This is a genomic window from Neobacillus drentensis (assembly GCF_036965425.1).
GTDB lineage: Bacteria > Bacillota > Bacilli > Bacillales > Cytobacillaceae > Neobacillus > Neobacillus drentensis_F.
Genome location: NZ_JBALPP010000144.1, coordinates 18,551 through 38,925, shown reverse-complemented (window position 1 = coordinate 38,925; position 20,375 = coordinate 18,551). Strand labels below are relative to the sequence as shown.

At 40.0% G+C, this 20,375-nt stretch carries 19 protein-coding genes; 7 read left to right on the top strand and 12 right to left on the bottom strand.

Annotated elements, in window-relative coordinates:
• Positions 1-320 precede the first annotated feature (320 nt).
• Genes qoxA through qoxD form a run of 4 tightly spaced genes read left to right on the top strand, consistent with a single transcriptional unit; the run spans position 321 to position 4,127 of the window.
• The gene (gene qoxA / locus V7161_RS27675) at positions 321-1,271 is read left to right on the top strand and encodes a cytochrome aa3 quinol oxidase subunit II (protein WP_335716010.1); all 951 of its coding nucleotides are present in this window, start codon (positions 321-323) and stop codon (positions 1,269-1,271) included.
• Positions 1,261-3,237 (top strand): cytochrome aa3 quinol oxidase subunit I, encoded by a 1,977-nt coding sequence (gene qoxB / locus V7161_RS27670; RefSeq protein ID WP_335716009.1) that lies wholly within the window; start codon positions 1,261-1,263, stop codon positions 3,235-3,237. Before qoxA ends, qoxB begins: the two co-directional genes overlap by 11 nt.
• Complete coding sequence (gene qoxC, locus V7161_RS27665; RefSeq protein WP_223587825.1) at positions 3,227-3,832, top strand: cytochrome aa3 quinol oxidase subunit III; 606 nt, start codon at positions 3,227-3,229, stop codon at positions 3,830-3,832. The genes qoxB and qoxC overlap by 11 nt, the downstream gene beginning before the upstream one ends.
• A 1-nt stretch (position 3,833) precedes the next feature.
• Positions 3,834-4,127, top strand: coding sequence for a cytochrome aa3 quinol oxidase subunit IV (gene qoxD / locus V7161_RS27660; protein WP_223587826.1), 294 nt, complete (start codon positions 3,834-3,836; stop codon positions 4,125-4,127).
• 72 nt (positions 4,128-4,199) lie between these two features.
• Here the strand turns inward: qoxD and pssA are convergent, their stop codons facing one another.
• The 5 genes from pssA to V7161_RS27635 all read right to left on the bottom strand — a co-directional run bounded on the left by pssA (position 4,200) and on the right by V7161_RS27635 (position 9,096).
• A complete protein-coding gene (gene pssA, locus V7161_RS27655; RefSeq protein WP_335716008.1) occupies positions 4,200-4,901 on the bottom strand; it encodes a CDP-diacylglycerol--serine O-phosphatidyltransferase in 702 nt (233 codons plus the stop codon).
• Positions 4,902-4,937: 36 nt separating this feature from the next.
• Positions 4,938-5,600 (bottom strand): phosphatase PAP2 family protein, encoded by a 663-nt coding sequence (locus V7161_RS27650; protein ID WP_335716007.1) that lies wholly within the window; start codon positions 5,598-5,600, stop codon positions 4,938-4,940.
• A gap of 98 nt (positions 5,601-5,698) precedes the next feature.
• Positions 5,699-6,481 (bottom strand): TerC family protein, encoded by a 783-nt coding sequence (locus V7161_RS27645; protein WP_335716006.1) that lies wholly within the window; start codon positions 6,479-6,481, stop codon positions 5,699-5,701.
• Positions 6,482-6,918: 437 nt separating this feature from the next.
• Positions 6,919-7,560: a pyridoxamine 5'-phosphate oxidase family protein gene (locus V7161_RS27640; protein ID WP_335716005.1), complete on the bottom strand. Its 642-nt coding sequence runs from the start codon at positions 7,558-7,560 to the stop codon at positions 6,919-6,921.
• Between the two features lie 3 nt (positions 7,561-7,563).
• Positions 7,564-9,096: a carboxypeptidase M32 gene (locus V7161_RS27635; protein ID WP_335716004.1), complete on the bottom strand. Its 1,533-nt coding sequence runs from the start codon at positions 9,094-9,096 to the stop codon at positions 7,564-7,566.
• A gap of 270 nt (positions 9,097-9,366) precedes the next feature.
• Here V7161_RS27635 and V7161_RS27630 point away from each other — a divergent pair, with 270 nt between their 5' ends.
• A complete protein-coding gene (locus V7161_RS27630; RefSeq protein ID WP_335716003.1) occupies positions 9,367-11,430 on the top strand; it encodes a peptidoglycan D,D-transpeptidase FtsI family protein in 2,064 nt (687 codons plus the stop codon).
• 17 nt (positions 11,431-11,447) lie between these two features.
• Here V7161_RS27630 and V7161_RS27625 read toward each other — a convergent pair whose 3' ends face one another.
• Genes V7161_RS27625 through V7161_RS27605 form a run of 5 tightly spaced genes read right to left on the bottom strand, consistent with a single transcriptional unit; the run spans position 11,448 to position 16,713 of the window.
• A complete protein-coding gene (locus V7161_RS27625) occupies positions 11,448-11,903 on the bottom strand; it encodes a (2Fe-2S)-binding protein (protein ID WP_335716002.1) in 456 nt (151 codons plus the stop codon).
• A gap of 28 nt (positions 11,904-11,931) precedes the next feature.
• On the bottom strand, positions 11,932-12,771 hold the full coding sequence (locus tag V7161_RS27620) for an FAD binding domain-containing protein (protein ID WP_335716001.1): 840 nt from the start codon (positions 12,769-12,771) through the stop codon (positions 11,932-11,934).
• Positions 12,771-15,089, bottom strand: coding sequence for a xanthine dehydrogenase family protein molybdopterin-binding subunit (locus tag V7161_RS27615; RefSeq protein ID WP_335716000.1), 2,319 nt, complete (start codon positions 15,087-15,089; stop codon positions 12,771-12,773). Before V7161_RS27615 ends, V7161_RS27620 begins: the two co-directional genes overlap by 1 nt.
• Positions 15,077-15,721 carry a nucleotidyltransferase family protein gene (locus V7161_RS27610; RefSeq protein ID WP_335715999.1) on the bottom strand — a complete coding sequence of 215 codons (645 nt, stop codon included), beginning with the start codon at positions 15,719-15,721 and terminating at the stop codon, positions 15,077-15,079. Before V7161_RS27610 ends, V7161_RS27615 begins: the two co-directional genes overlap by 13 nt.
• Positions 15,703-16,713, bottom strand: coding sequence for an XdhC family protein (locus V7161_RS27605; protein ID WP_335715998.1), 1,011 nt, complete (start codon positions 16,711-16,713; stop codon positions 15,703-15,705). Before V7161_RS27605 ends, V7161_RS27610 begins: the two co-directional genes overlap by 19 nt.
• Positions 16,714-16,846: 133 nt before the next feature.
• On the opposite strand from V7161_RS27605, the gene V7161_RS27600 reads away from it, so the two are divergent.
• Complete coding sequence (locus V7161_RS27600; protein ID WP_335715997.1) at positions 16,847-18,388, top strand: multicopper oxidase family protein; 1,542 nt, start codon at positions 16,847-16,849, stop codon at positions 18,386-18,388.
• 68 nt (positions 18,389-18,456) lie between these two features.
• On the opposite strand, the gene V7161_RS27595 is transcribed toward V7161_RS27600, so the two are convergent.
• Positions 18,457-18,963, bottom strand: a complete 507-nt coding sequence (locus V7161_RS27595) for an NUDIX hydrolase (RefSeq protein WP_335715996.1) — start codon at positions 18,961-18,963, stop codon at positions 18,457-18,459.
• Positions 18,964-19,380: 417 nt separating this feature from the next.
• Between V7161_RS27595 and V7161_RS27590 the strand changes: the two genes are divergently transcribed.
• Positions 19,381-19,731, top strand: coding sequence for a hypothetical protein (locus tag V7161_RS27590; protein ID WP_335715995.1), 351 nt, complete (start codon positions 19,381-19,383; stop codon positions 19,729-19,731).
• Here the strand turns inward: V7161_RS27590 and V7161_RS27585 are convergent.
• Positions 19,728-20,357, bottom strand: a complete 630-nt coding sequence (locus tag V7161_RS27585) for a TVP38/TMEM64 family protein (protein WP_335715994.1) — start codon at positions 20,355-20,357, stop codon at positions 19,728-19,730. The two genes, V7161_RS27590 and V7161_RS27585, sit on opposite strands and share 4 nt — an antisense overlap.
• Between the last annotated feature and the right edge of the window lie 18 nt (positions 20,358-20,375).

Below are 20,375 nucleotides of genomic sequence, written 5' to 3'. Positions count from 1 at the left end.
TAAAATAGACAATTTCAAGCCATTTTTCAACAATGATTAAGGCTGTGGAATGATATTTCCAAACTATTCCATGATTAGCATTTTAAATCCTTAACAAATTTGTCACAACTTTTTTCAAAAACCTATATTATCATCATAGACATCTTGGTAATATTGTGAAAGAGGAAACTTAATCCGAAAATTAATCTAAAATAATAATTAGTTTAATTGGATTTTCTGCTTGTATTTTTTTAAAAATGGAGTTATCCTATTGAAGTTTGTGAACGAATTCACGTAAGGATTGTGAAAAAATGAACAATTTGCCTGAGAGGAGCTTTAAAATGTTTAAAAAGGGCTATTTAATCCCCCTACTGGCTTTCCTGCCTGTCTTATTTTTAAGTGGCTGCAACAAAATGGTGGTATTTGACCCAAAAGGTCCTGCTGCCAGAGACATTCTTGGTTTGATTAACTGGTCACTCGTATTTATGCTAATTGTCGTTGTCGTTGTTTTTGGATTATTTGGTTATATTGTTTGGAAGTACCGTGCTACACCAAAGAATAAAGACTACGTACCGCCTGAAGAGCACGGCAGTACAAAATTAGAAATCATTTGGACAGCGATCCCGATTTTGATAGTAATTGCTTTAACAATCCCTACTGTAAATACCATTTATAAACTAGAAAAAGTGCCTGCAGGCTATGAAGATAAAAAACCAATTACCATCAATGTCACTTCAGCTGACTGGAAATGGATCTTCAGCTATCCAGAGCAAGGCATTGAAACTGTGAACTATGTTAACATTCCGGCTGGTACACCGGTTAAGTTTAAATTAACCTCTGCTGGTACAATGCAATCCTTTTGGGTTCCTGCACTTGGCGGTCAAAAATATACGATGAACAAAATGGAAACACAGCTTTATTTGACAGCAGATAATCCTGGTGAATTTTTAGGAAGAAATACGAACTTTAACGGCAAGGGATATGCCGATATGGAATTCACTGTTGAAGCTAAATCCTCTAAAGACTTTGAAAAATGGGTTAAAGAGGTAAAAGCAAACGCTCCTAAGCTTACAGAGAAAAAATACAATGAGCTTTTAAAACCAACCCACTTAGGACGTGAAACATTTACTGGCACCCACTTAGCATGGGTCGACCATGGGAAAATGAATTCCAAAACCTATACAAATCCTGAGTTATACAAGGTTCACGGAGTTCAAGGTAAGATTTTTAAAGATGAAGAAAACAACACGGAAATGAATGATTCTAACGGAGGTGAACACAATGGGAATTAATTGGCATGACTTTTTCATCGTAGGAAACCCATTAATCCTAGGTTCACAGATTGCTATAGTACTAACGATGGTTGGTATTGTTGCCGGTATAACCTATTTAAAAAAATGGAAATGGCTGTGGCGAGAATGGCTCACAACCGTTGATCATAAGCGGATTGGGATAATGTACATCCTTTCAGGCGTATTGATGTTCTTCCGCGGTGGTGTAGATGGTCTGTTAATGAAGGCGCAAACCTCGCGCCCTGAAATGAAATTTTTAGATGCGCAGCACTATAATGAAATCTTTACAACTCATGGCGTTATCATGATTTTGTTCGCAGCAATGCCATTGTTAATTGGTTTAATGAACGTGGTCGTTCCGCTGCAAATTGGAGCTCGTGACGTTGCCTTCCCACAATTGAACGCCTTAAGCTTTTGGCTGTTCTTCAGCGGTGCGATGCTGTTTAATATTTCTTTCGTTGTCGGCGGATCTCCAGATGCTGGCTGGACGGCTTACTTCCCTCTTGCCGGTAAAGAATTTACGCCTGGTATCGGAAATAACTATTATGCAGTTGCCCTGCAAATTGCAGGAATTGGGACATTGATGACGGGAATTAACTTCATAGTCACAGTTTTAAAAATGCGTACAAAAGGCATGACATTAATGAGAATGCCAATGTTCACCTGGACATCATTCATTGCTTCGGTCATTATTGTCGCATCATTCCCTATCTTTACCGTTGCTCTTGCATTGATGACCTTTGACCGTATTTTCGGTACCCATTTCTTTACAATCTCAGGCGGCGGAATGGATATGATGTGGGCGAACCTGTTCTGGCTATGGGGCCACCCAGAAGTATATATTGTTGTACTCCCTGCTTTTGGGATGTTCTCAGAAGTTATCTCAACCTTCTCACGTAAAAGATTGTTTGGATATAATTCGATGGTATTTTCCATCGTTGGTATTGCGTTTTTGAGTATGCTAGTTTGGGTTCACCACTTCTTTACGATGGGTGCAGGACCTGGAGTCAACTCCGTCTTCTCGATTACGACGATGATGATTGCCATTCCAACTGGTGTTAAAATGTTTAACTGGCTGTTCACGATGCGAAAAGGCCGGATTGAATTAACAACTGCAATGCTCTGGGCACTTGCATTTATCCCATGCTTTGTCATCGGTGGTGTTACCGGGGTTATGCTGGCAATGGGTGCAGCTGATTATCAGTACCATAATACCCTTTTCCTTGTGGCCCATTTCCACTATGTATTAATACCAGGCGTAGTATTTGCCGTATTTGCCGGACTTTATTACTGGTGGCCTAAGATGTTTGGACACATGTTAAATGAAAAAATTGGTAAAATTCATTTCTGGTTCTTTACAATTGGATTTAACTTAACGTTTATGCCAATGTTCTTCCTAGGATTAGATGGGGCTGTTAGACGTTCTTACACCTATTCTGCTGAATCTGGTTATGCTCCATTATTCCTAGTATCAACGATTGGTGCCGTTATTCTAGCGATTGGCTTTGGTGCCCTTTGCTATAACATTTACTGGAGTGCAAGATATGCAGACCGTAATATCTCAAACGATCCATGGGATGCACGTACACTTGAGTGGGCTACCGCTTCTCCAGTTCAATTCTATAATTTTGCGAAACTTCCAGAAGTGAAATCAATCGACGCCTTCTGGTATATGAAGAAACACAATGAAGGCCTTACTTTAAAGGATGAAGAAGTAGAAGAAATCCATATGCCAAGCAATTCAGGTCTTCCATTTTATATGGGTGTTATTTTTGGAATCACTGGATTCCTCTTGGTATTCGAATGGAAGCTTGCCGCCCTCGTAGCTACGGTCGGAATCCTTGCTGGGTTGATTATCCGTTCATTCGATTACAATGATGGGTTCCACGTTCATAAAGATGAGATCAAGAAAACTGAAAAGGCATGGAGAAGTGTGAATAAAGGGGTGAACAACCATGTCAGCTAACGTCAATACTGCTTTGCCGCTTGAATATCAAACAGAGCAAAATAGAATGAACATTTTGGGGTTCTGGATTTTCCTTGGTGCTGAAATCATCCTATTTGGAACATTGTTTGCAGTCTTTTCTGTTCTAAATGCCCGCTATGCTGGCGGGCCTACCCCTAAGGACCTTTTTGAAATTAAGGATGTAATGGTAGAAACCATCCTGCTGTTAACGAGCAGTTTCACCTGCGGTCTCGCAATCTATGAAATGCGCCGCGGGAACCGTAATGGATTGTTACTTTGGTTCATCATCACCCTTCTACTTGGGGCTGGGTTTGTTTTCATGGAGGTTACAGAATTCATTCATTATGTCCATGAAGGCGCAACGATGCAGACAAGTGCATTTTTATCAAGCTTCTTTGTTTTACTTGGAACACATGGTCTTCACGTTTCCATGGGGATTGGCTGGGCAACGATGGTCATCATTCAAATTTTCCAGCGCGGCTTAACACCTGTCACCGCCCGTAAAACGTTTATTATCGGTTTATACTGGCACTTCTTGGATGTTGTGTGGATCTTTATCTTTACATTTGTTTATTTAGCAAGGATGGTGGCCTAAGATGGAGAAAAATCATAAAGGATTCCCTGTTACACATGTAATTGGATTTATTATGTCTCTTGTGCTAACTTTTGCAGCACTAGGAGTTGCCATCAAAACCTCCCTTCCGTTTAAAACCATACTTTGGATTATTGGATCACTTGCAGTCGTCCAAGCAGGCCTTCAGTTATACATGTTCATGCATATGAACGAAGGTGAAGATGGAAAATCCCAGGTAATCAACGTAGCTTACGGCTTCTTCATCGCAGTAGTCACAGTTGCCGGATCTATTTGGGTTATGTCTTTCGGGATGTAATAAGAAAAACGTAACAATAAAGGGTGTCAGGCACCATGTGAAATATTCACAATGGTGCCTGACACCCTTTTGTTATTTTGGATTTCGTTTTCGTTTTGTCCTTACCAGCTGGTAGCTGATAAAAGCGACATATAAAGGAATCGCCACATATATAAAGTATGGAAACCGGTACTGTTCTTTTTTAAACACGAAATAAATGGCATATCCTAAGAAAAGCGTGATGATGATCCCGTATTTTGGCAGCGGGATATCTTTTAGACTCGGTATTTTAATCGTACTAACCATTAAATAACATAAGACAAAAAACGAAATAGGCAGGATAATCTCAGGCATCTTCCATTGAAACGTTGTTAACAATGTCAACAGACCGCCTGCCGCGGTTATCGGGACACCTGTGAAATATTTAAGGGACGATTTCACCGCATTAATATTAAACCTTGCCAATCGATAAGCTCCGAATAACGGGAAAAGACCGGAAATCGCCATGCCCGGTATCCCAAAATAAGAAAAATAGGAATAATATGCCATCATCGCAGGTGCCACACCAAAGGTGACGATATCTGCCAATGAATCAAGCTCTTTCCCCAGTTCACTTTCAACCCTCAGCATTCGCGCAATCCGACCATCCATACTATCCAGCATCATCCCTATTAAGATAAGGATGGCCGCATTTTTATAATCACCTTGTGCCGAATACATCACGGACAAGAAACCGCAAAATAAATTTAAAAGTGTAAATAAGTTAGGAATACTATTTCTAATAATATGTATCACTCCAATTTTTAACCGCGAAGCTTTCAGTTCTTAACCTCATATCTCGCTTTTATATTTCTTATTATAACGTTTTTCCTTGTAATATTGGAAAAACCATATTAACACAGCCAGCCAAAATCCACTGGCAAAATAACCCCCGATTACATCACTTGGATAATGTACCCCTAAATAAATGCGGCTTATACCGATTGAAAGGATCATCACGATACTAAAGACAATTAGTATACTCCTTCCCCATTTATTCGGAATATGCCGCCAAAGTAAAAAGGTGATGATCCCATAAACGGTAAAAGCACTCATTGCATGGCCGCTTGGAAAACTATAACCGCCGATTTCAATTAAGCGATGTAAATCAGGTCTTACCCGCTGAAAAATGTTTTTTAATATACCATTTAGACAGGCAGAACCAAGGATGGCTGTAATAAATAAAATAAGTTCAATTCGATGATGCAATACTTTATAAAGGAAAAACATAAGCGCCAGACTTAGAATGATAACAAAGGATGCTGAACCAATAAACGTAAACACCTTCATAACACTTGTTAATCCAGGGGATTCTTGATCTTGAATCATCTGGATTACCACACGGTCAAAACTGATTATTTTCTGGTCGCTGATTAATAGGGAGATCAAACTAAAGCCTATTATACATACAAAGCTTACAATAAAAGCCATCATCAAATAGGCCCTTAAAATCATAAAAAAATTCCCTCCACCCTAGTATATTTTCACCTTAACAGAAAAAGAAGAAAATGTAAAAAAGCAATTCCCCGCCAAAGAGGAATTGCTTTCACTCATTATGAAACCTTTGGTTCTTTTTTCAGCGGGTTTGATTCCTTGTTTTTCGAGAAAAACCAGCCTGCTGCTGCAATACCAGCTAATACAACATAAAAGCTTATCTTCCAGGCAGTTGAATGGGCAAAATCTTCATTTAAAATAGCAAGCTCTGGATGTGAAAGTGTATAAACGGCAAGCTTTACACCCACCCAGCCGACAATTGTAAAAGCGGCAATTTCAAGACCTGGCCTTTTTTCTAATAGCTTCACAAACTGATTTGCGGCAAAGCGCATGATGATGAGACCGATAATTCCTCCAGTAAATATAACAAGGAATTTTCCTCCATCAAGTCCGCCTATTGCTGGAAGCGGTGTATCTGGAAGGACAACTGCCATCGCTACCGCTGCAAGAATCGAATCAACGGCGAAGGCAATATCCGCTAATTCCACCAAAAGGACTGTTCTCCAAAAGCCCCCGCCTTTTCGAACCTTACTATCCTTTTCATTCTCTTTCTTTTTTACGACCTTGCGGAAAATATGATTACCAGCCATAAACAATAAATAAAGGGCACCGATTGCTTGAACCTGCCACACATCGACTAAGAAAGAAATCGCAAATAATGAAGCAAAGCGGAACACAAACGCCCCTGCTAATCCGTAAAATAATGCTTTCTTCCTTTTCTCTTCAGGCAAGTGCTTTACCATAATCGCCAAAACCAAGGCATTGTCGGCAGCCAAGAGTCCCTCTAATGCAACCAAAATCAATAATACCCATCCATACTCCAGTAATAGAGTTAAATCCAAGAAAATTCCTCCCTAAAAGTTCGATTTTTTCAAAATACTCCTTATGCCATAAAAATAGGCCTTTACTGTATACAGTAAAGGCCATGTAAAAAAGCATACAAAAAGACCTTTACAGTAAAGTAAAGGTCTTGCTAACAACGTAAATGTTGCCAATAAAGCCGGAGAATGAAATTCTCGGAATGACGACTTTATTGTAGCAGCTACTCCCCTTTAAAAAGGAAATATTTAATTACTATTAATATACGATATTTTATTCGAGATGTCAATTTAATAAGGCTCTTTTCGTAAACTTTGTTGCTTGTGGAACTAATTAAGAGTCATTTACAAAGTTTCCAGGCAATTCTCGCAAATGTTTTTACGAAAAGATGCCACGAAGAATCTTGTTTTAAGGGTTAATGAACTTTTACGTAAAACAACAATCTTTGAGAAACTAGCCATTAATAAAGTCTATTCTTGTAACCTTCTATAAGGCCTGCTTCGACTTCATCAACCGAAACCCCTTCAATGTTCGCGTGGTCAGCTAAGATCTTTGCAGCCCTTGGAAGGTGGGCTTTATCTTTCCATGTTTCCGGCTTCCAAAGCCCAGAGCGTAATATTGCTTTCGCACAATGAATAAAACATTCTTCAGCCTCAACCCCTATCCCTAAAAGAGGTCTTTTCCCACCTACTGCCATTTTCTCTAACAATTCATCATCCTTCACTAAACAGGCCTTACCATTGATTCTCAGTGTTTCTCCTAATCCAGGGATAAAAAATTGAAGGCCAACACGCGGGTTCTCGAGAATATTCTTCATCGAGTCCACTCGTTTATTGCCTGGTCGTTCAGGGATTAGAAGCTGTTTTTCATTTAAAACCATGACGAAGCCAGGTTGGTCTCCTCTTGGGGAAACGTCACAATTCCCTTTTTTGTCAGCAGTTGACATGACCAAAAAAGGAGACAAGGATATAAAATTTTGGCAATGTTCGTCGATATAATGTATAACCTTTTTTTCCGCTCTTTCACTCGGCGTACCTATAAAACTCCGAAGTTCTTCATTGGTTGATATTACGTCTTTAAATTTAAGTGTTCGTGGCCTCATAAATTATAACCCGTATACCTCAGCATATTTTTTCTCCAGATACTCGACAAGATAATCTGCGTTTAATTCCTCACCCGTCACCTTAACGATTAATTCATTTGGGGTGTAAAGCTTGCCGTACTGATGGATATTTTCTTTTAACCATTCTTGAATTACGTCGAATCTGCCAGTTTCTATATGGGAATAAAAATCAGGCAGGTCTTTTTGAATCGTACGAAGAATTTGTGCTGCATAAAGGTTTCCTAAAGAATAGGAAGGGAAATAACCGATACCGCCAAAGGACCAGTGAACATCCTGAAGCACGCCTAATGTATCCGTACTTGGAGTAACCCCAAGGTAATCCTGCATTTTTTGGTTCCAAATTACAGGCAAGTCTTTTGCCTCAATCTCTCCGGCAATCAACGCTTTTTCAATTTCATAGCGCAGCATAATATGAAGATTATAAGTTAATTCATCTGCTTCCACACGAATAAAGGACGGCTCAACCGTATTCACAGCTCGGTAAAATTCATCAACGGAAACATTCTTCAGCTGGGCTGGAAAATGCTCCTGCAGTTTAGGGAAAAAGAATTTCCAAAATTCTTTGCTGCGGCCGACCATATTTTCTAAAAATCTTGATTGCGATTCATGAATGCCAAACGATGCTCCGCTTTGAAGGATGGATTCTTCAAATTCAGGATTTACATGCTGCTCGTAAATTCCGTGGCCGGCTTCATGAATAGTACCAAACAGGGCTGAGCGGACATTTTTTTCTAAATAGCGAGTCGTTAATCGGACATCCCCTGTATTAACAGTTTGAGCAAATGGATGCACAGTTTCGTCTAGGCGGCCGGCATCAAGATCAAACCCTATAATCGGCAGGATATAACGATTAAAGGCTTTCTGCTTTTCAATTTCAAAAGACTGCTGAAAAATTTCGGCCATTGTCCGTTTTCCATTCCCTCTAATACGCTCTAAGAGTTTAACACTTGATTCTCTTATCTTAGCAAACAATGGATCTAGTCTTTTTACTGTTAAACCTGGTTCAAACTCATCTAATAATGCATCGTATGGATGCTCCTCATAGCCGTATATTTCAGCAAACTTCCGCTTATAGTATACAATTTTCTCTAAATAAGGCAAAAAGCGGGCAAAATCATTGTTTGCTCTAGCCTCTTCCCAGGCATCATTTGCCTGTGCCGTAAGGATGCTGTATTCCTGAAAAAGCTCTGCAGGAATACTCTTTGATTTTTGATAATATGCTTTGTATTCGCGGATCTTTGCTTTCGTATTATTGTCTAATTCCTTTTCGTTCTCCGTTTTAGATAAGGTATCCAGCAGTAAACCCATTTCACTTGATACCATTAGCTTAAACACTTCAGTCCTAAGAGTACCGGTTGCTTTGGCGAAAATCGCTCTGCCTTTTTTCGGCGCCATGACCTTTTGATCCCAATCAGTCAACCCTATGATACTTGAAAAATGGGTGATTTTTTTATCTAGTGCTGTAAATTGTTCTAATGCCTTCTGTAAAACTGGATCAATTACTTTCTGTTCCATATGTAGAAGACCCCCTATTTTCTGTTTTTAATGGAAATGGTTGATAAAAATTACCAATCCAAATTCATTATAAAATAAAAATTCTAATAAGGGAAAAAATTAGAAAATCTTTTGGTTGACAAAAAAATCAGTTCAAAAAAATTTTGTCGACACCCGCATTCTCACCCCCTAATTATTAGTGAATCAGGAAATACTTTACATAAACTTGATTAGAAACGTAAAATAATAATATCGTAAGATGTTTACTGGCTGGTAAAGGATGTGCAACCTTTGGAAAAGCAAAAAAAGAAAAAATCTCATTTTCTCTTTCGGTTAAATATATTGTTTTTTAGTGTATTTCTTCTATTTTCTATCCTTATTTTACGACTTGGCTTTGTACAGATCGTCTATGGGGAAAATTTTAAAAGAGATTTAGAAAGAAAAGAGGATATAACGGTAAGTAATCCGGTCCCAAGAGGAAAAATGTATGACTGTGATTTTAAAGTTATTGTTGATAACATTCCCAAAAACGCCATCACCTTCACCAATGAAGGGTTTAGTACAAATGAAATGATTGAAACAGCTGAAAAACTAGCAAAACTTATTGAGAAGAAAACAGATAAGGTGACAGACAGGGATCAACGGGATTTTTGGATTTTGAAGAATCCCAAGCGCGCCGAAGCCAAAATTACCAAAAATGAAAAAAATTTATATGAAGCCAAAAAACTATCCGATCGGGATTTATATAAGTTAAAGCGGGATCGGATAACTCCTCAGGAATTGAAGGAAATCGATCAGGATCTGGAAGTACTCGCCCTTTATAGAGAATTTATCAGTGGGTATAAATACACACCCCAAATTATTAAAAATGAAAGCGTTACAGAGCAGGAAATAGCGGCCGTGAGCGAAAATCTTCAATCCCTTCCAGGTGTTGACACCACAACAGATTGGGACCGGACCTACTTGTTCGAAAATACATTAAGATCTGTGCTTGGAAAGGTAACAAAGTCGGATGAAGGCCTGCCCGCTGACAGATTGGATTATTATTTAGCAAAGGGTTACAGCCGAAATGACCGGATTGGGAAGAGCCAACTCGAAATGCAATACGAGGATATTCTTCATGGCTACAAGTCAAGAGTCAAAAATGTAACCGATAAAACAGGAAATGTGATTGAAACCCAAACAATCACGAACGGCAAAAAAGGAAATGACCTTGTCCTTACCATTGATATGGATCTACAAATGTCGGTTGATAAAATTATTGAAGAAGAGCTTTGGGCAGCAAAGCAATTTCCTGGAACCAGTCTGACCGACCGGGCTTATGTGGTGTTAATGGATCCTAGAAACGGCGAAGTTTTGGCCATGTCAGGAAAAAAAATAGAAAGAAATAAGGAAACTGGCAAAGTAGAAATGGTAGATGATGCTCTGGGAACATTTACGACCACCTATAACGTGGGTTCTGCTGTGAAAGGTGCCACCGTCTTAACAGGGTATAAAACAGGGGCCATTTCTCCCGGTACCATTTTTGACGATGCCGGGCTGAAAATTCAAGCCACCCCCTTGAAAAAATCTTATACCTATCTTGGGAAACTGAACGAAATCAATGCTTTAAAAAAATCCTCCAACGTATATATGTTCCGTACAGCCATCAGAATTGGTAACGGACATTATGAATATGATAAACCTTTGAAAATTGATAATACCGCCTTTGATACTATCAGAAATTCATTTGCATCATTTGGTCTTGGTACAAGAACCGGAATTGATTTACCGAATGAACAAACAGGTGTTAAAGGGCAAAGCAAACTCCCTGGATATTTACTCGACCTCGTTATTGGTCAATATGATACTTACTCTGCAATGCAGTTAGCCCAGTATGTTTCGACGATTGCCAATGGCGGCTACCGTATGCAGCCACATGTGGTAAAGCAAATTCGCGAACCAATTGAAGGGTCCAATGAACCTGGTGCAGTTTTAAAAGATATTCATCCAACGGTCCTAAATACGATTGATGCGAAAAAAATGTGGATAAACCGTGTACAAACAGGTTTTAGAAAGGTCATGCAGGAGCCCGGCGGTACAGCCTATAAATTTTTCAGCAATGCTACCTATGCTCCAGCAGGTAAAACGGGGACTGCAGAGGCCTTTTATGATGGACCGCTACGCAGTCGTTTCGGAAAAGAGCCGCCACCTGTCATGAACCTTAGTTTAGTCAGTTATGCTCCGAGTACAAATCCCGAAGTAGCCATGGCAGTGTTGGTTCCCTGGGCTTACGCCGGTAAAGAGGATAACAGAGCAAACCTGAAAATTGGACGCCGGGTATTGGATATGTATTTTCAAATGAAAAAGAAATAGGATGCCTAACAGGCACCCTATTTCTTTTTTAACACCGATTTAACTGCCCGCTCAATTTCAGCATAACCGGTGCAGCGGCAAATATTTGATTCGAGCCACTCCTTTATCGTCTCATCATCAGCATCTGGTTGCTGCTCAATTAACGAGTGACAATTCATAATAAAACCTGGTGTACAGTAGCCGCATTGAAAAGCGAAGTTTTCAATAAACGCTTGTTGAATAGGAGTATTTTGCAATCCTTCGATTGTTGTCACCTTTTTCCCGATTGCTTCCACGGCCAGCATTAAACAAGATTTCATGGGCCAGCCATCGATATTCACCGAACAGGCTCCGCAATCACCATTTAAACACCCAGGCTTCGCACCTGTCAGGCCAAGTTTCGCGCGCAAAGTGTATAATAGAGTATCAGCTGACCTGACGGTAATCATTCGATTTTCTCCGTTAATGTTTAACGTGATTGTATGAAATTTCAAGTTTCACCACCATCCTTCAACGAAACTATCAAACTCTCACATCATCCAATGCCCCAAGCACATCAAACAATAAATTCTTCAAAACAAATAATCGGTATTCTGCTGACCCTTCAACATCATCTAAAAGCGGATCCGGCATAACTTCCAGTGCCCCTTCCACTCGTTCTTCAATCGAGAGTCCTTTATTATTGAAAGCGGCCTCTACTTCCTTGGAGCGAAAAGGGAAGGGACATAAACCACTGATTGCAACACGCACTAAATCGTGAGTTTTTAATGCAGCTATGGTTATCAACGGATACCCCATATCCCATTGCTGACGGCGTTTGATGCTGATAAACGGCGCCCTGACAAACCTGCTCTCCGTTGCTATTTGAACCAAAAACTCCCCTTTTCTTAATCTGAGTTGGCCGAGAAATATCTCATTAATGGGAATGACTTGTTTTCCTTCAGATCCAACAATTAATACTTGACTATCGGCCAGTAAAAAGGGCAATACAGCCTCCCTGTAGAAAATCTGCGCACAGATATTTCCACCCAAGGTAATTTTTCCACGTGCTGTATGGTCGGCAACTTGACTTGCTGTCTTTGTTAATAACGGAAAAAGATTGGCTTTTTCAATTTGAGTTAAGGTAAGAGTGCTGCCGAGAAGCACATGATCCCCGCTTACCTGCAATACCTTACATTCAGCAATATCCTTAATGTCAATAACCGCATCCGTATAGGCTAAATCGATTCTCCCAAGCGTAATTAATTCTGTTCCTCCTGAAAAAAACATCGGCCGTTTACCCTGTTGATCTAAATACTGATACAAATCAACTGCTTCTTTCAAAGTTTCCGGCTTATAATATTCAAAATCAAAAGGAAGCATTACTTTGACGCCTCCTTTGTTTTCCAAATCAACTCAGGGATCAATGGCAGATTTTGAAGTGAAACATCTGCTGCAATCGACAAAGCATTCCCGATTGCCCCTGGCATTCCCATAAGTCCTAATTCCCCTATTCCACGAGCACCATAAGGGGCATCAAGCTGTGGGGACTCTACAAATCCCACCAAGTATTCAGGATTTTCACCGTATCTTAGCGGCCGGTATGTTCGAAGCTGCGGGTTTAAGACCCGGCCGAGTTCATCAAAATAAAATGTTTCACGACACGCGAAGGCGATTCCCATGCTCATCGCACCCATTACTTGCCCTAAAGCCGCTTTTTCATTCAAGACCTTTCCTGCATCTACGACACTACAGGCTTTAATGACACGGTACGTCAAATTACGCCGATCAAATTCAATTTCCACTGCATATGCCGCAACTGACCACTCAGGCCCTGGCTTCCCTTCACCTGTTTCAGGATCTAAAGGTGTTAAATGCCTTAAAATATAATTTCCTCTTCCAATGATTTGACCGCCAATTGCGTTTCCATTCGGATACTTGTAGCCATAACCGATTTCTTTAAAATGGAGCCCTATGGTTGGATCATCTCTTAAAAATACCCTGCTTTCGGCCACCTCCAGGTCTTCCTTTGGCGCCCTTAAAACACATGAAGCTACATCTTTCAGCTGTTTGATGACATCCTCTGCAGCTTTTAAGACAGCCCTTCCTGCCATAAACGTACCTCTGCTTGCAACTGTCTTAAAATGCTCAGGCATTGTTTGAGTATCGACTTCCATTCGTACATGTATATTGTCAACATTCATTTTCAATCTTTCCGCCAGAATTTGGGCTAAGACTGTTTTTGTTCCAGTACCAATTTCAACCAGACCTGACATCAAATTAATACTGCCGTCGGGATTAAAGGTTAGAATGGCTCCAGATGGAGCATTCGTGTCAATCGTTGAGGTCTTCCAGCTGCAGCTGACCCCTTTAACTCTTACAAATCTTTCATCTATTTTTTGCACTGCTCCTTTATCCCAGTGGAATAATTCCCTGACTTTTTCAATACATTTTTGCAGATTCCCAACGTTACTTTCATTTAATCTCACCCTGGTCGGCGTGGTGTCGCCTGGTTTAATCGCATTAATATACCTAATTTCAAGCGGATCCATATTTAATTTTTGCGCCAGTAGATCAATTGTTCTTTCTATTACAAAGGTAAGTTCGGAGTGACTAAAGCCCCTATAGGGTGATGCATAAGGATGATTCGTATACATACAGTAAGAATCGCACCAAACATTTTCAATTTTATAAGGACCTGTACAATCGACCGCTCCTGACCTTGTTACATCGATGGCTTTATCCGAATAGGCCCCTCCATCCCATAAAAACTGAATTTCAGCAGCCCTAATTTTCCCAGTTCTATCTGCCCCTAATTTAACAGTGGCATCTAAACCAATGTGACAAGGAGAGGTGATAATATCTTCCTCTCTAGTGTTAAAAATCTTAACCGGTTTTCCTCCGACTTCTTTGGAAGCAACATAAGCGAGCAGCTCAAGCTGAACAGGAGCTTTCCCTCCATAACCACCCCCGACAAATGGTGTGTGAACAATGATTTTCCCGATATCCTCACCAAAAAAATCGGAGATTAATCTTTTGACCATATAAGGTGCTTGCGAAGAAGTCATAATGATGATATTTCCATCCGGAAGAATTTCCGCTGTCGCACACCTAGTTTCCATGGCCGCATGGTCGGAAGGGGCAAAGGAAAAGCTTGCTTCCACCATTGTTTCACTTTCCGACCAGCCCTGATCCAGATTCCCCTTGCGGATTTTTATATGGTTGGCAATGTTGGTTCCTGGCACTGGATCTGAATCTTCCTCTTTCTTGTATTCACCTGATTGCTCATGGACAAGTGGTGCATCCTTTTGAAACGCCTGTGTAGGCGAATTGACAACCGGCAGTAATTCATATTGGACCTTTATTAAATCGCCAGCTTTTTTGGCTTGTTCAGGAGAATCAGCGATGACAAGTGCAACAACTTCCCCGTGGTAACGAACCTTATCAACCGCAATCACAGGCCGATCGCGAATCGCTTCCCCTGTTAATGGATAGTGATTCCCAGAGAGAATTGCACGAACACCTGGAACTTTCCAGGCCCCCTCAGTGTCAATATCGACAATTTTGGCATGACCAAAAGGGCTGATAACCTTATGCCCCGTAAGCATTGAAACTGAATGAAAGTCATTTGTATACTTTGCCCTGCCCGTCACTTTATCAAGTGCCTCTTTGCGAATGACACTTTTGCCTATAACCTCCAATCTCCAGACCTCCCTTTTAATGGCCAAATTTCTAGTAATGCTTGGTAGTCCTCAAAGGTATCAATATCAAAAAAATAAATGCCGTCATTTAGTTCCACTTGTTTACCTTTTAATGCTTTCTCGCCGCGAATTAAGGAGCGCGCCCCCTGGTCCCCTTCCAATTCCATTAAAGATGGAAAAAGTTCCCTTCCAAGAAGAACAGGCGGTTTAGAATTTCCATTTTGCGAATAACTTAAATGAGAATACTCATTAGAAGCAGAGAATTCATCCACTAAACGATTAATCATCGCGCTTGTAACAAATGGCTGGTCGGCTAGGAGTATTACTACTCCGTCCGCTCCTTGTTCTACTGCCGCCTTTACTCCTGACTTTAGGGAAGCACTCTGTCCCCGGTCAGCTTCCTCACAAACTAGAATACTTACATCTTCTCTATTTGAAAAAGGAGCTAACCACTTAAGTGAATCTCCTTTTCTTGTAACCGTTATGGTGTGCTCCAGCTTTGATTCCAGTGCAGCCCGTAAGGCCAAGCTTCCCAGCCATGTTTCATAGATCGGTAAATTCAGTTTACTCCTTCCCATCCTAGTGCTTTTGCCGGCCGCCAAATATATTCCAACTAATCTGGAACTGTCCATAATAACTCCACCTTTTTACGAACCGGCTTTCTTAACACTTCAATCATTTCGGCTACGATACTGACAGCGATTTCAACAGAACCCCTTGAACCAATTGCGAGGCCAATGGGAGAATGGAGCCATTTGGGAATCTCCTCATTTCTAAGCAGCCGTTTGGTTCTTTCTTTCGGTCCCAAAATACCTAAGTATTTAACATTCTTATTAAGTATGGACAGAAGGATCTCTTGATCTTTCTGAAAATGATGCGTCATGATAATCACAAAATCATAGGGGGTAAACGAAATTTCTTTCAGCAACTCACTAGGAAATCCCAGTAAAAGACGTTCAGCACTTGGAAAATATTTTTTTTGACAGAACTCGTTGCGCCAGTCACAAATCGTAACAGAAAATCCAGTTTCTGCACCCAAGGATACCAATGGTCTGGCATCAGGTCCTGCTCCGAATACAATCAATCGTGGCTTTGGCTGATAGGTTTCCTGGTAAATAGGCAGTCCATCAGTGACTCCAGATTTTATCTGGATATCAACCTTTGGTATGACACCTGACCATTGACCAAATGGGCGCTTTTCTTTGGTGAAAAAAACATACTCTCCCACATTGTGTAAATTTTTCAATACCGTAACAGGAGTATTATTTTCTAATTGTTCCCTAACTAATATCAAATCCTCTTGAAGTTGAGCGGTCACGGGTTCTAGCAAAATATCAATTGTCCCATTACAGCCTGAGCCTTGCCCCCAGCCCATATCCTTTTCGTCGCTCATGTCATAATGGAAGGTAAAGGCCTTTTGCTTTTCGAACACCTCCTGTACCCTTTCAGCTAAATCTGTCTCCAAACAACCAGCACTTAATAGTCCAATTTGACTGCCATCCTCAAAAAACAGCATAGAAGCTCCTTCTTTTTTATAAGCAGAGCCGTTTACTCGAATGATAGTCGCAAGTACCTTTTTCCCAGAGCCCTTCATTGCATCCAAAATTAGGAATATATCCTCCATCAAAACTCCCTCACTTCAGACAAGTAAATTCCTAATTTATTTATATTAAGGTGGAAGCTATTCCTAGAATGGTTAATTTTTCATTCGAATCATTCATAGATATTAGTAACATCAAGAAAAAGGTGAGATTTTCATGAAATTAACGAAATTTACAGATCCTTTACCTATCCCCCCTGTTTTAAAACCAAAGTGGAAATCAAAGGAATACACGTATTATGAGGTGGGCATGAGGGAAACCAAACAATCGTTGCATCGCGATTTGCCTAAAACAACGATTTGGGGATATGAGGGGATTTATCCAGGTCCGACGATTGAGGTTGAAAAAGAAGAAAAAGTATTTGTCAAATGGGCGAACAATCTGCCAGCAAGACATCTTTTTCCAATTGATCACACCGTTCATGGAGCGAAAAAAAAATTACCAGATGTTCGAACTGTTGTCCATCTTCATGGGGGCAGGACAGAACCAGCGAGTGATGGCTACCCCGATGCCTGGTTTACCAAAGACTATAAAATGAAAGGAGCCTTTTTTCAAAAACAAATTTATCAGTACTTCAATCAGCAAAGCGCTCGTGCCCTTTGGTATCATGACCATGCAATCGGGATTACCCGATTAAATATCTATGCCGGGCTGGCTGGATTTTATCTTATTAGGGATAAGAAGGAACTTTCGCTGAACCTTCCAAGCAGCCCCTATGAAATACCGCTGCTTCTCCAGGATCGATCGTTCCATGAGGATGGATCGTTATTATATCCCGAACAGCCTGACAAAAATGATTCTGGAATCGTTCCCTCGATAATATCGTCCTTTTTTGGAGAAACAATTCTTGTTAATGGCAAGGTTTGGCCTTATTTAGAGGTTGAACCAAGAAAATATCGCTTTCGGTTGTTAAATGGGGCAAATTCCCGTTTCTTCGGACTATCCTTGGATTCAAAGCAATTGTTTTACCAAATTGGCACAGATAGTGGATTTTTGGAGCAGCCGGTTGGAGTGAAAAGACTATTGCTTGCACCAGCGGAAAGAGTCGATGTCATCATAGACTTTACAAACCTAGAGGGTACGCTGGTTACGTTGAAAAATGATGCGCCAACTCATTTCCCCATTGGGGACCCTGTAGACCCAGAAACAACTGGAGTAGTTATGCAGTTTCGAGTGAATAAAACCTTGTCCACGATTGATACCACTGTGATTCCGCCCCATTTAGACCCGATTGGCAGGTTGCCGGAACAGACTGCATGGAAATATCGATTTTTAGAATTAAGTGAGGAAAAGGATCAATATGGAAGACCACTTCTGCTGCTTGATAAGAAGAAATGGGATGATCCAGTTACCGAAAATCCCATTGTGGGTTCAACTGAAGTCTGGAATTTTGTTAATACTAATGGCGATGACCATCCAATACACGTCCATCTCGTTCAATTTCAAATAATCGACCGCCGCCCGTTTGATGTGGAATACTTTAAGTCGACCAAACAAATTAAATTCACAGGCCCGCCAATCTCCGCAGATTTTACAGAACAGGGCTGGAAGGACACGGTAAGGTGCCCACCTGGTCAAATTACAAGAATCATCATTCCGTTCTTCCCCTATACAGGGCAATATGTCTGGCATTGCCACATGCTCGAGCACGAGGATTACGAAATGATGCGGCCATACATTGTACGTCCGCCAATCTAGCTTTAATAATTTACCTGGTGGATTTATATCCACCGGGTTTTCATTTTTCTAAAAAACGGTAGGCCTAACTAATCTATTGAAATAAATCCCTTCAAAATAGCTTGCAACAATGCGTAGCAAAGCTCTGAATCCTGCAGCTGATTTTCTTTGACAAGATGAAAACATTCATGAATACTTATTTTTTTCAAGATAATTTTTTCATGTTCTTCAAGCTGTTGATTTAGGTTTTCTCCAACTTCATCCGTAAAAAAAACATGTGTAATTTCATTTGTTCTCCAGGATGCAGGCATTAGTGTCCCAAGATAATGTACAGTTCCGCAAGTATAACCTGTTTCTTCTTGAAATTCGCGTCTAGCTGCCTGTTCAAGATTCTCCCCTTTTTTCACGCCGCCGCCCGGTAACTGCCATACAGTAGAATTGATAGGCCTTCTATATTGCTCGATTAATAAAAGAGAATCATTCTCCTTTGCAAGCGTGACAACTCCATGAAATTCCTCTAATTTGAAATAAGGTCTTTTAAAGGAATCCTCCTTTAAAGCCATTCCACTTAAGGATATTAATGTTTTATCCCCCATTAAAGACCGCCTCCAAGCTCTTTTCTCTTCATTAATGTTAGGATATTTTCTTTTGGACTCCAGCAGTTAAATTTAAAGTTTGTTTTCGTTTCATAGCCTAAACGGCTGCAGAAATAGCGCATTCCTTCTGGTTTTTTCTCGGCTATAAAGTGTTTGCACGTAGCACAACAATGGAAATCTTTCAACCTGCTCACCTTTCTTAAACTATTAAACTTTCTTTCATAGTTTGTTCATATTTATCGATTAAGATATAAATAGGTTCACAAGAGAACCTTAACCTCCGCCCCCCTTTATATAGATTTTTGTTTGGTACCCGGCCTAAGGCCGGGTATATTTTTTTGAGGACAATCTTTATGTATACTTCTTTCAAACCCTGTCAATAACAATACCAATCACGCTAATAAGAAGGTGTTAGGATTGAAGGGTTTTTATTTTATCAATGACCGAATAAGTTTAAATGGATTATCAATGGATGAGAGCAAAAGACTTCAGGAACATTCGATTAAAAATTATATACAGCAGCAAAAGATAGAGATTGTTACACTAAATCCATATCAAATAAATGATTTTTACACTATTCCACATGCCCTTTTATATGATTTAAAGAAAGAAAAGCAAGCATTTGATTGCTTGATCTACTATTCCACTCTAGTTTTGGAGGATTTTATTTACAGCTATCCCGCCAAATGGCTTATTTTAAAAAGCTATTTTACCGACATTATCCAGGTTGAGAACCAGAATGATGTAAATATACAAAATGTCATTTAATCTAGAGATTTTTTTGCTGTTTTTCGATAAACAAAGACAAAATTAATGAGGAAAATAATGAGTATATAGATTCCATATAAGCCAAAGGAATAAAGCTTACTGCTTTTAAATAAGGCTCCTGCAAAAGACAAGATTAAAATATTGGGAAGCTTTCCAATTGTTGAAGCAATAAAAAAGATTGGCCATTTAACATGACTTAATCCACAAATAATATTAACTAATGGTGCAGGAATGATTGGAACCAAGCGGCATGAGAGGATTGCTACGAAGGAGTTTCTGTTAAGAAAATCCTCGTATTCTTGGACTTTTGGATGCTTAGCTAGTTTTGCCTGCGCGAAATCCCGAAAGCCATACCTGCTTAAGAAGAAAAATCCCATAGTCCCAATCATGGCACCTGTTAATGAAACTAATACCCCCTGGACTGTTCCAAAGACACCTCCTATGATTCCTGCCAACACAGGAAAGGGAATAACTGGAAAAAAGACACAAATAGCTACGAGAAGCATACTGATCAGGAGTGAGACAGAGCCGCCTGTTTTTATTAATTGTATTAATTCATCCTTCTGAAATAATCCAATCGCAATGATCAACAGTAATATTGTAAAACTTACGAATCGCTTTAACATTTTATCTCCTCTATACTT

What these genes read in the sequence shown, in the direction of transcription:
- qoxA (WP_335716010.1), top strand. Translation starts at nt 321, where the DNA reads ATGTTTAAAAAGGGCTATTTAATCCCCCTACTGGCTTTCCTGCCTGTC.
- qoxB (WP_335716009.1), top strand. Translation starts at nt 1,261, where the DNA reads ATGGGAATTAATTGGCATGACTTTTTCATCGTAGGAAACCCATTAATC.
- qoxC (WP_223587825.1), top strand. Translation starts at nt 3,227, where the DNA reads ATGTCAGCTAACGTCAATACTGCTTTGCCGCTTGAATATCAAACAGAG.
- qoxD (WP_223587826.1), top strand. Translation starts at nt 3,834, where the DNA reads ATGGAGAAAAATCATAAAGGATTCCCTGTTACACATGTAATTGGATTT.
- V7161_RS27650 (WP_335716007.1), bottom strand. Translation starts at nt 5,600, where the DNA reads ATGATTTTAAGGGCCTATTTGATGATGGCTTTTATTGTAAGCTTTGTA.
- V7161_RS27640 (WP_335716005.1), bottom strand. Translation starts at nt 7,560, where the DNA reads ATGAGGCCACGAACACTTAAATTTAAAGACGTAATATCAACCAATGAA.
- V7161_RS27635 (WP_335716004.1), bottom strand. Translation starts at nt 9,096, where the DNA reads ATGGAACAGAAAGTAATTGATCCAGTTTTACAGAAGGCATTAGAACAA.
- V7161_RS27620 (WP_335716001.1), bottom strand. Translation starts at nt 12,771, where the DNA reads ATGCTTCCTTTTGATTTTGAATATTATAAGCCGGAAACTTTGAAAGAA.
- V7161_RS27610 (WP_335715999.1), bottom strand. Translation starts at nt 15,721, where the DNA reads ATGGACAGTTCCAGATTAGTTGGAATATATTTGGCGGCCGGCAAAAGC.
- V7161_RS27605 (WP_335715998.1), bottom strand. Translation starts at nt 16,713, where the DNA reads ATGGAGGATATATTCCTAATTTTGGATGCAATGAAGGGCTCTGGGAAA.
- V7161_RS27600 (WP_335715997.1), top strand. Translation starts at nt 16,847, where the DNA reads ATGAAATTAACGAAATTTACAGATCCTTTACCTATCCCCCCTGTTTTA.
- V7161_RS27595 (WP_335715996.1), bottom strand. Translation starts at nt 18,963, where the DNA reads ATGGGGGATAAAACATTAATATCCTTAAGTGGAATGGCTTTAAAGGAG.
- V7161_RS27585 (WP_335715994.1), bottom strand. Translation starts at nt 20,357, where the DNA reads ATGTTAAAGCGATTCGTAAGTTTTACAATATTACTGTTGATCATTGCG.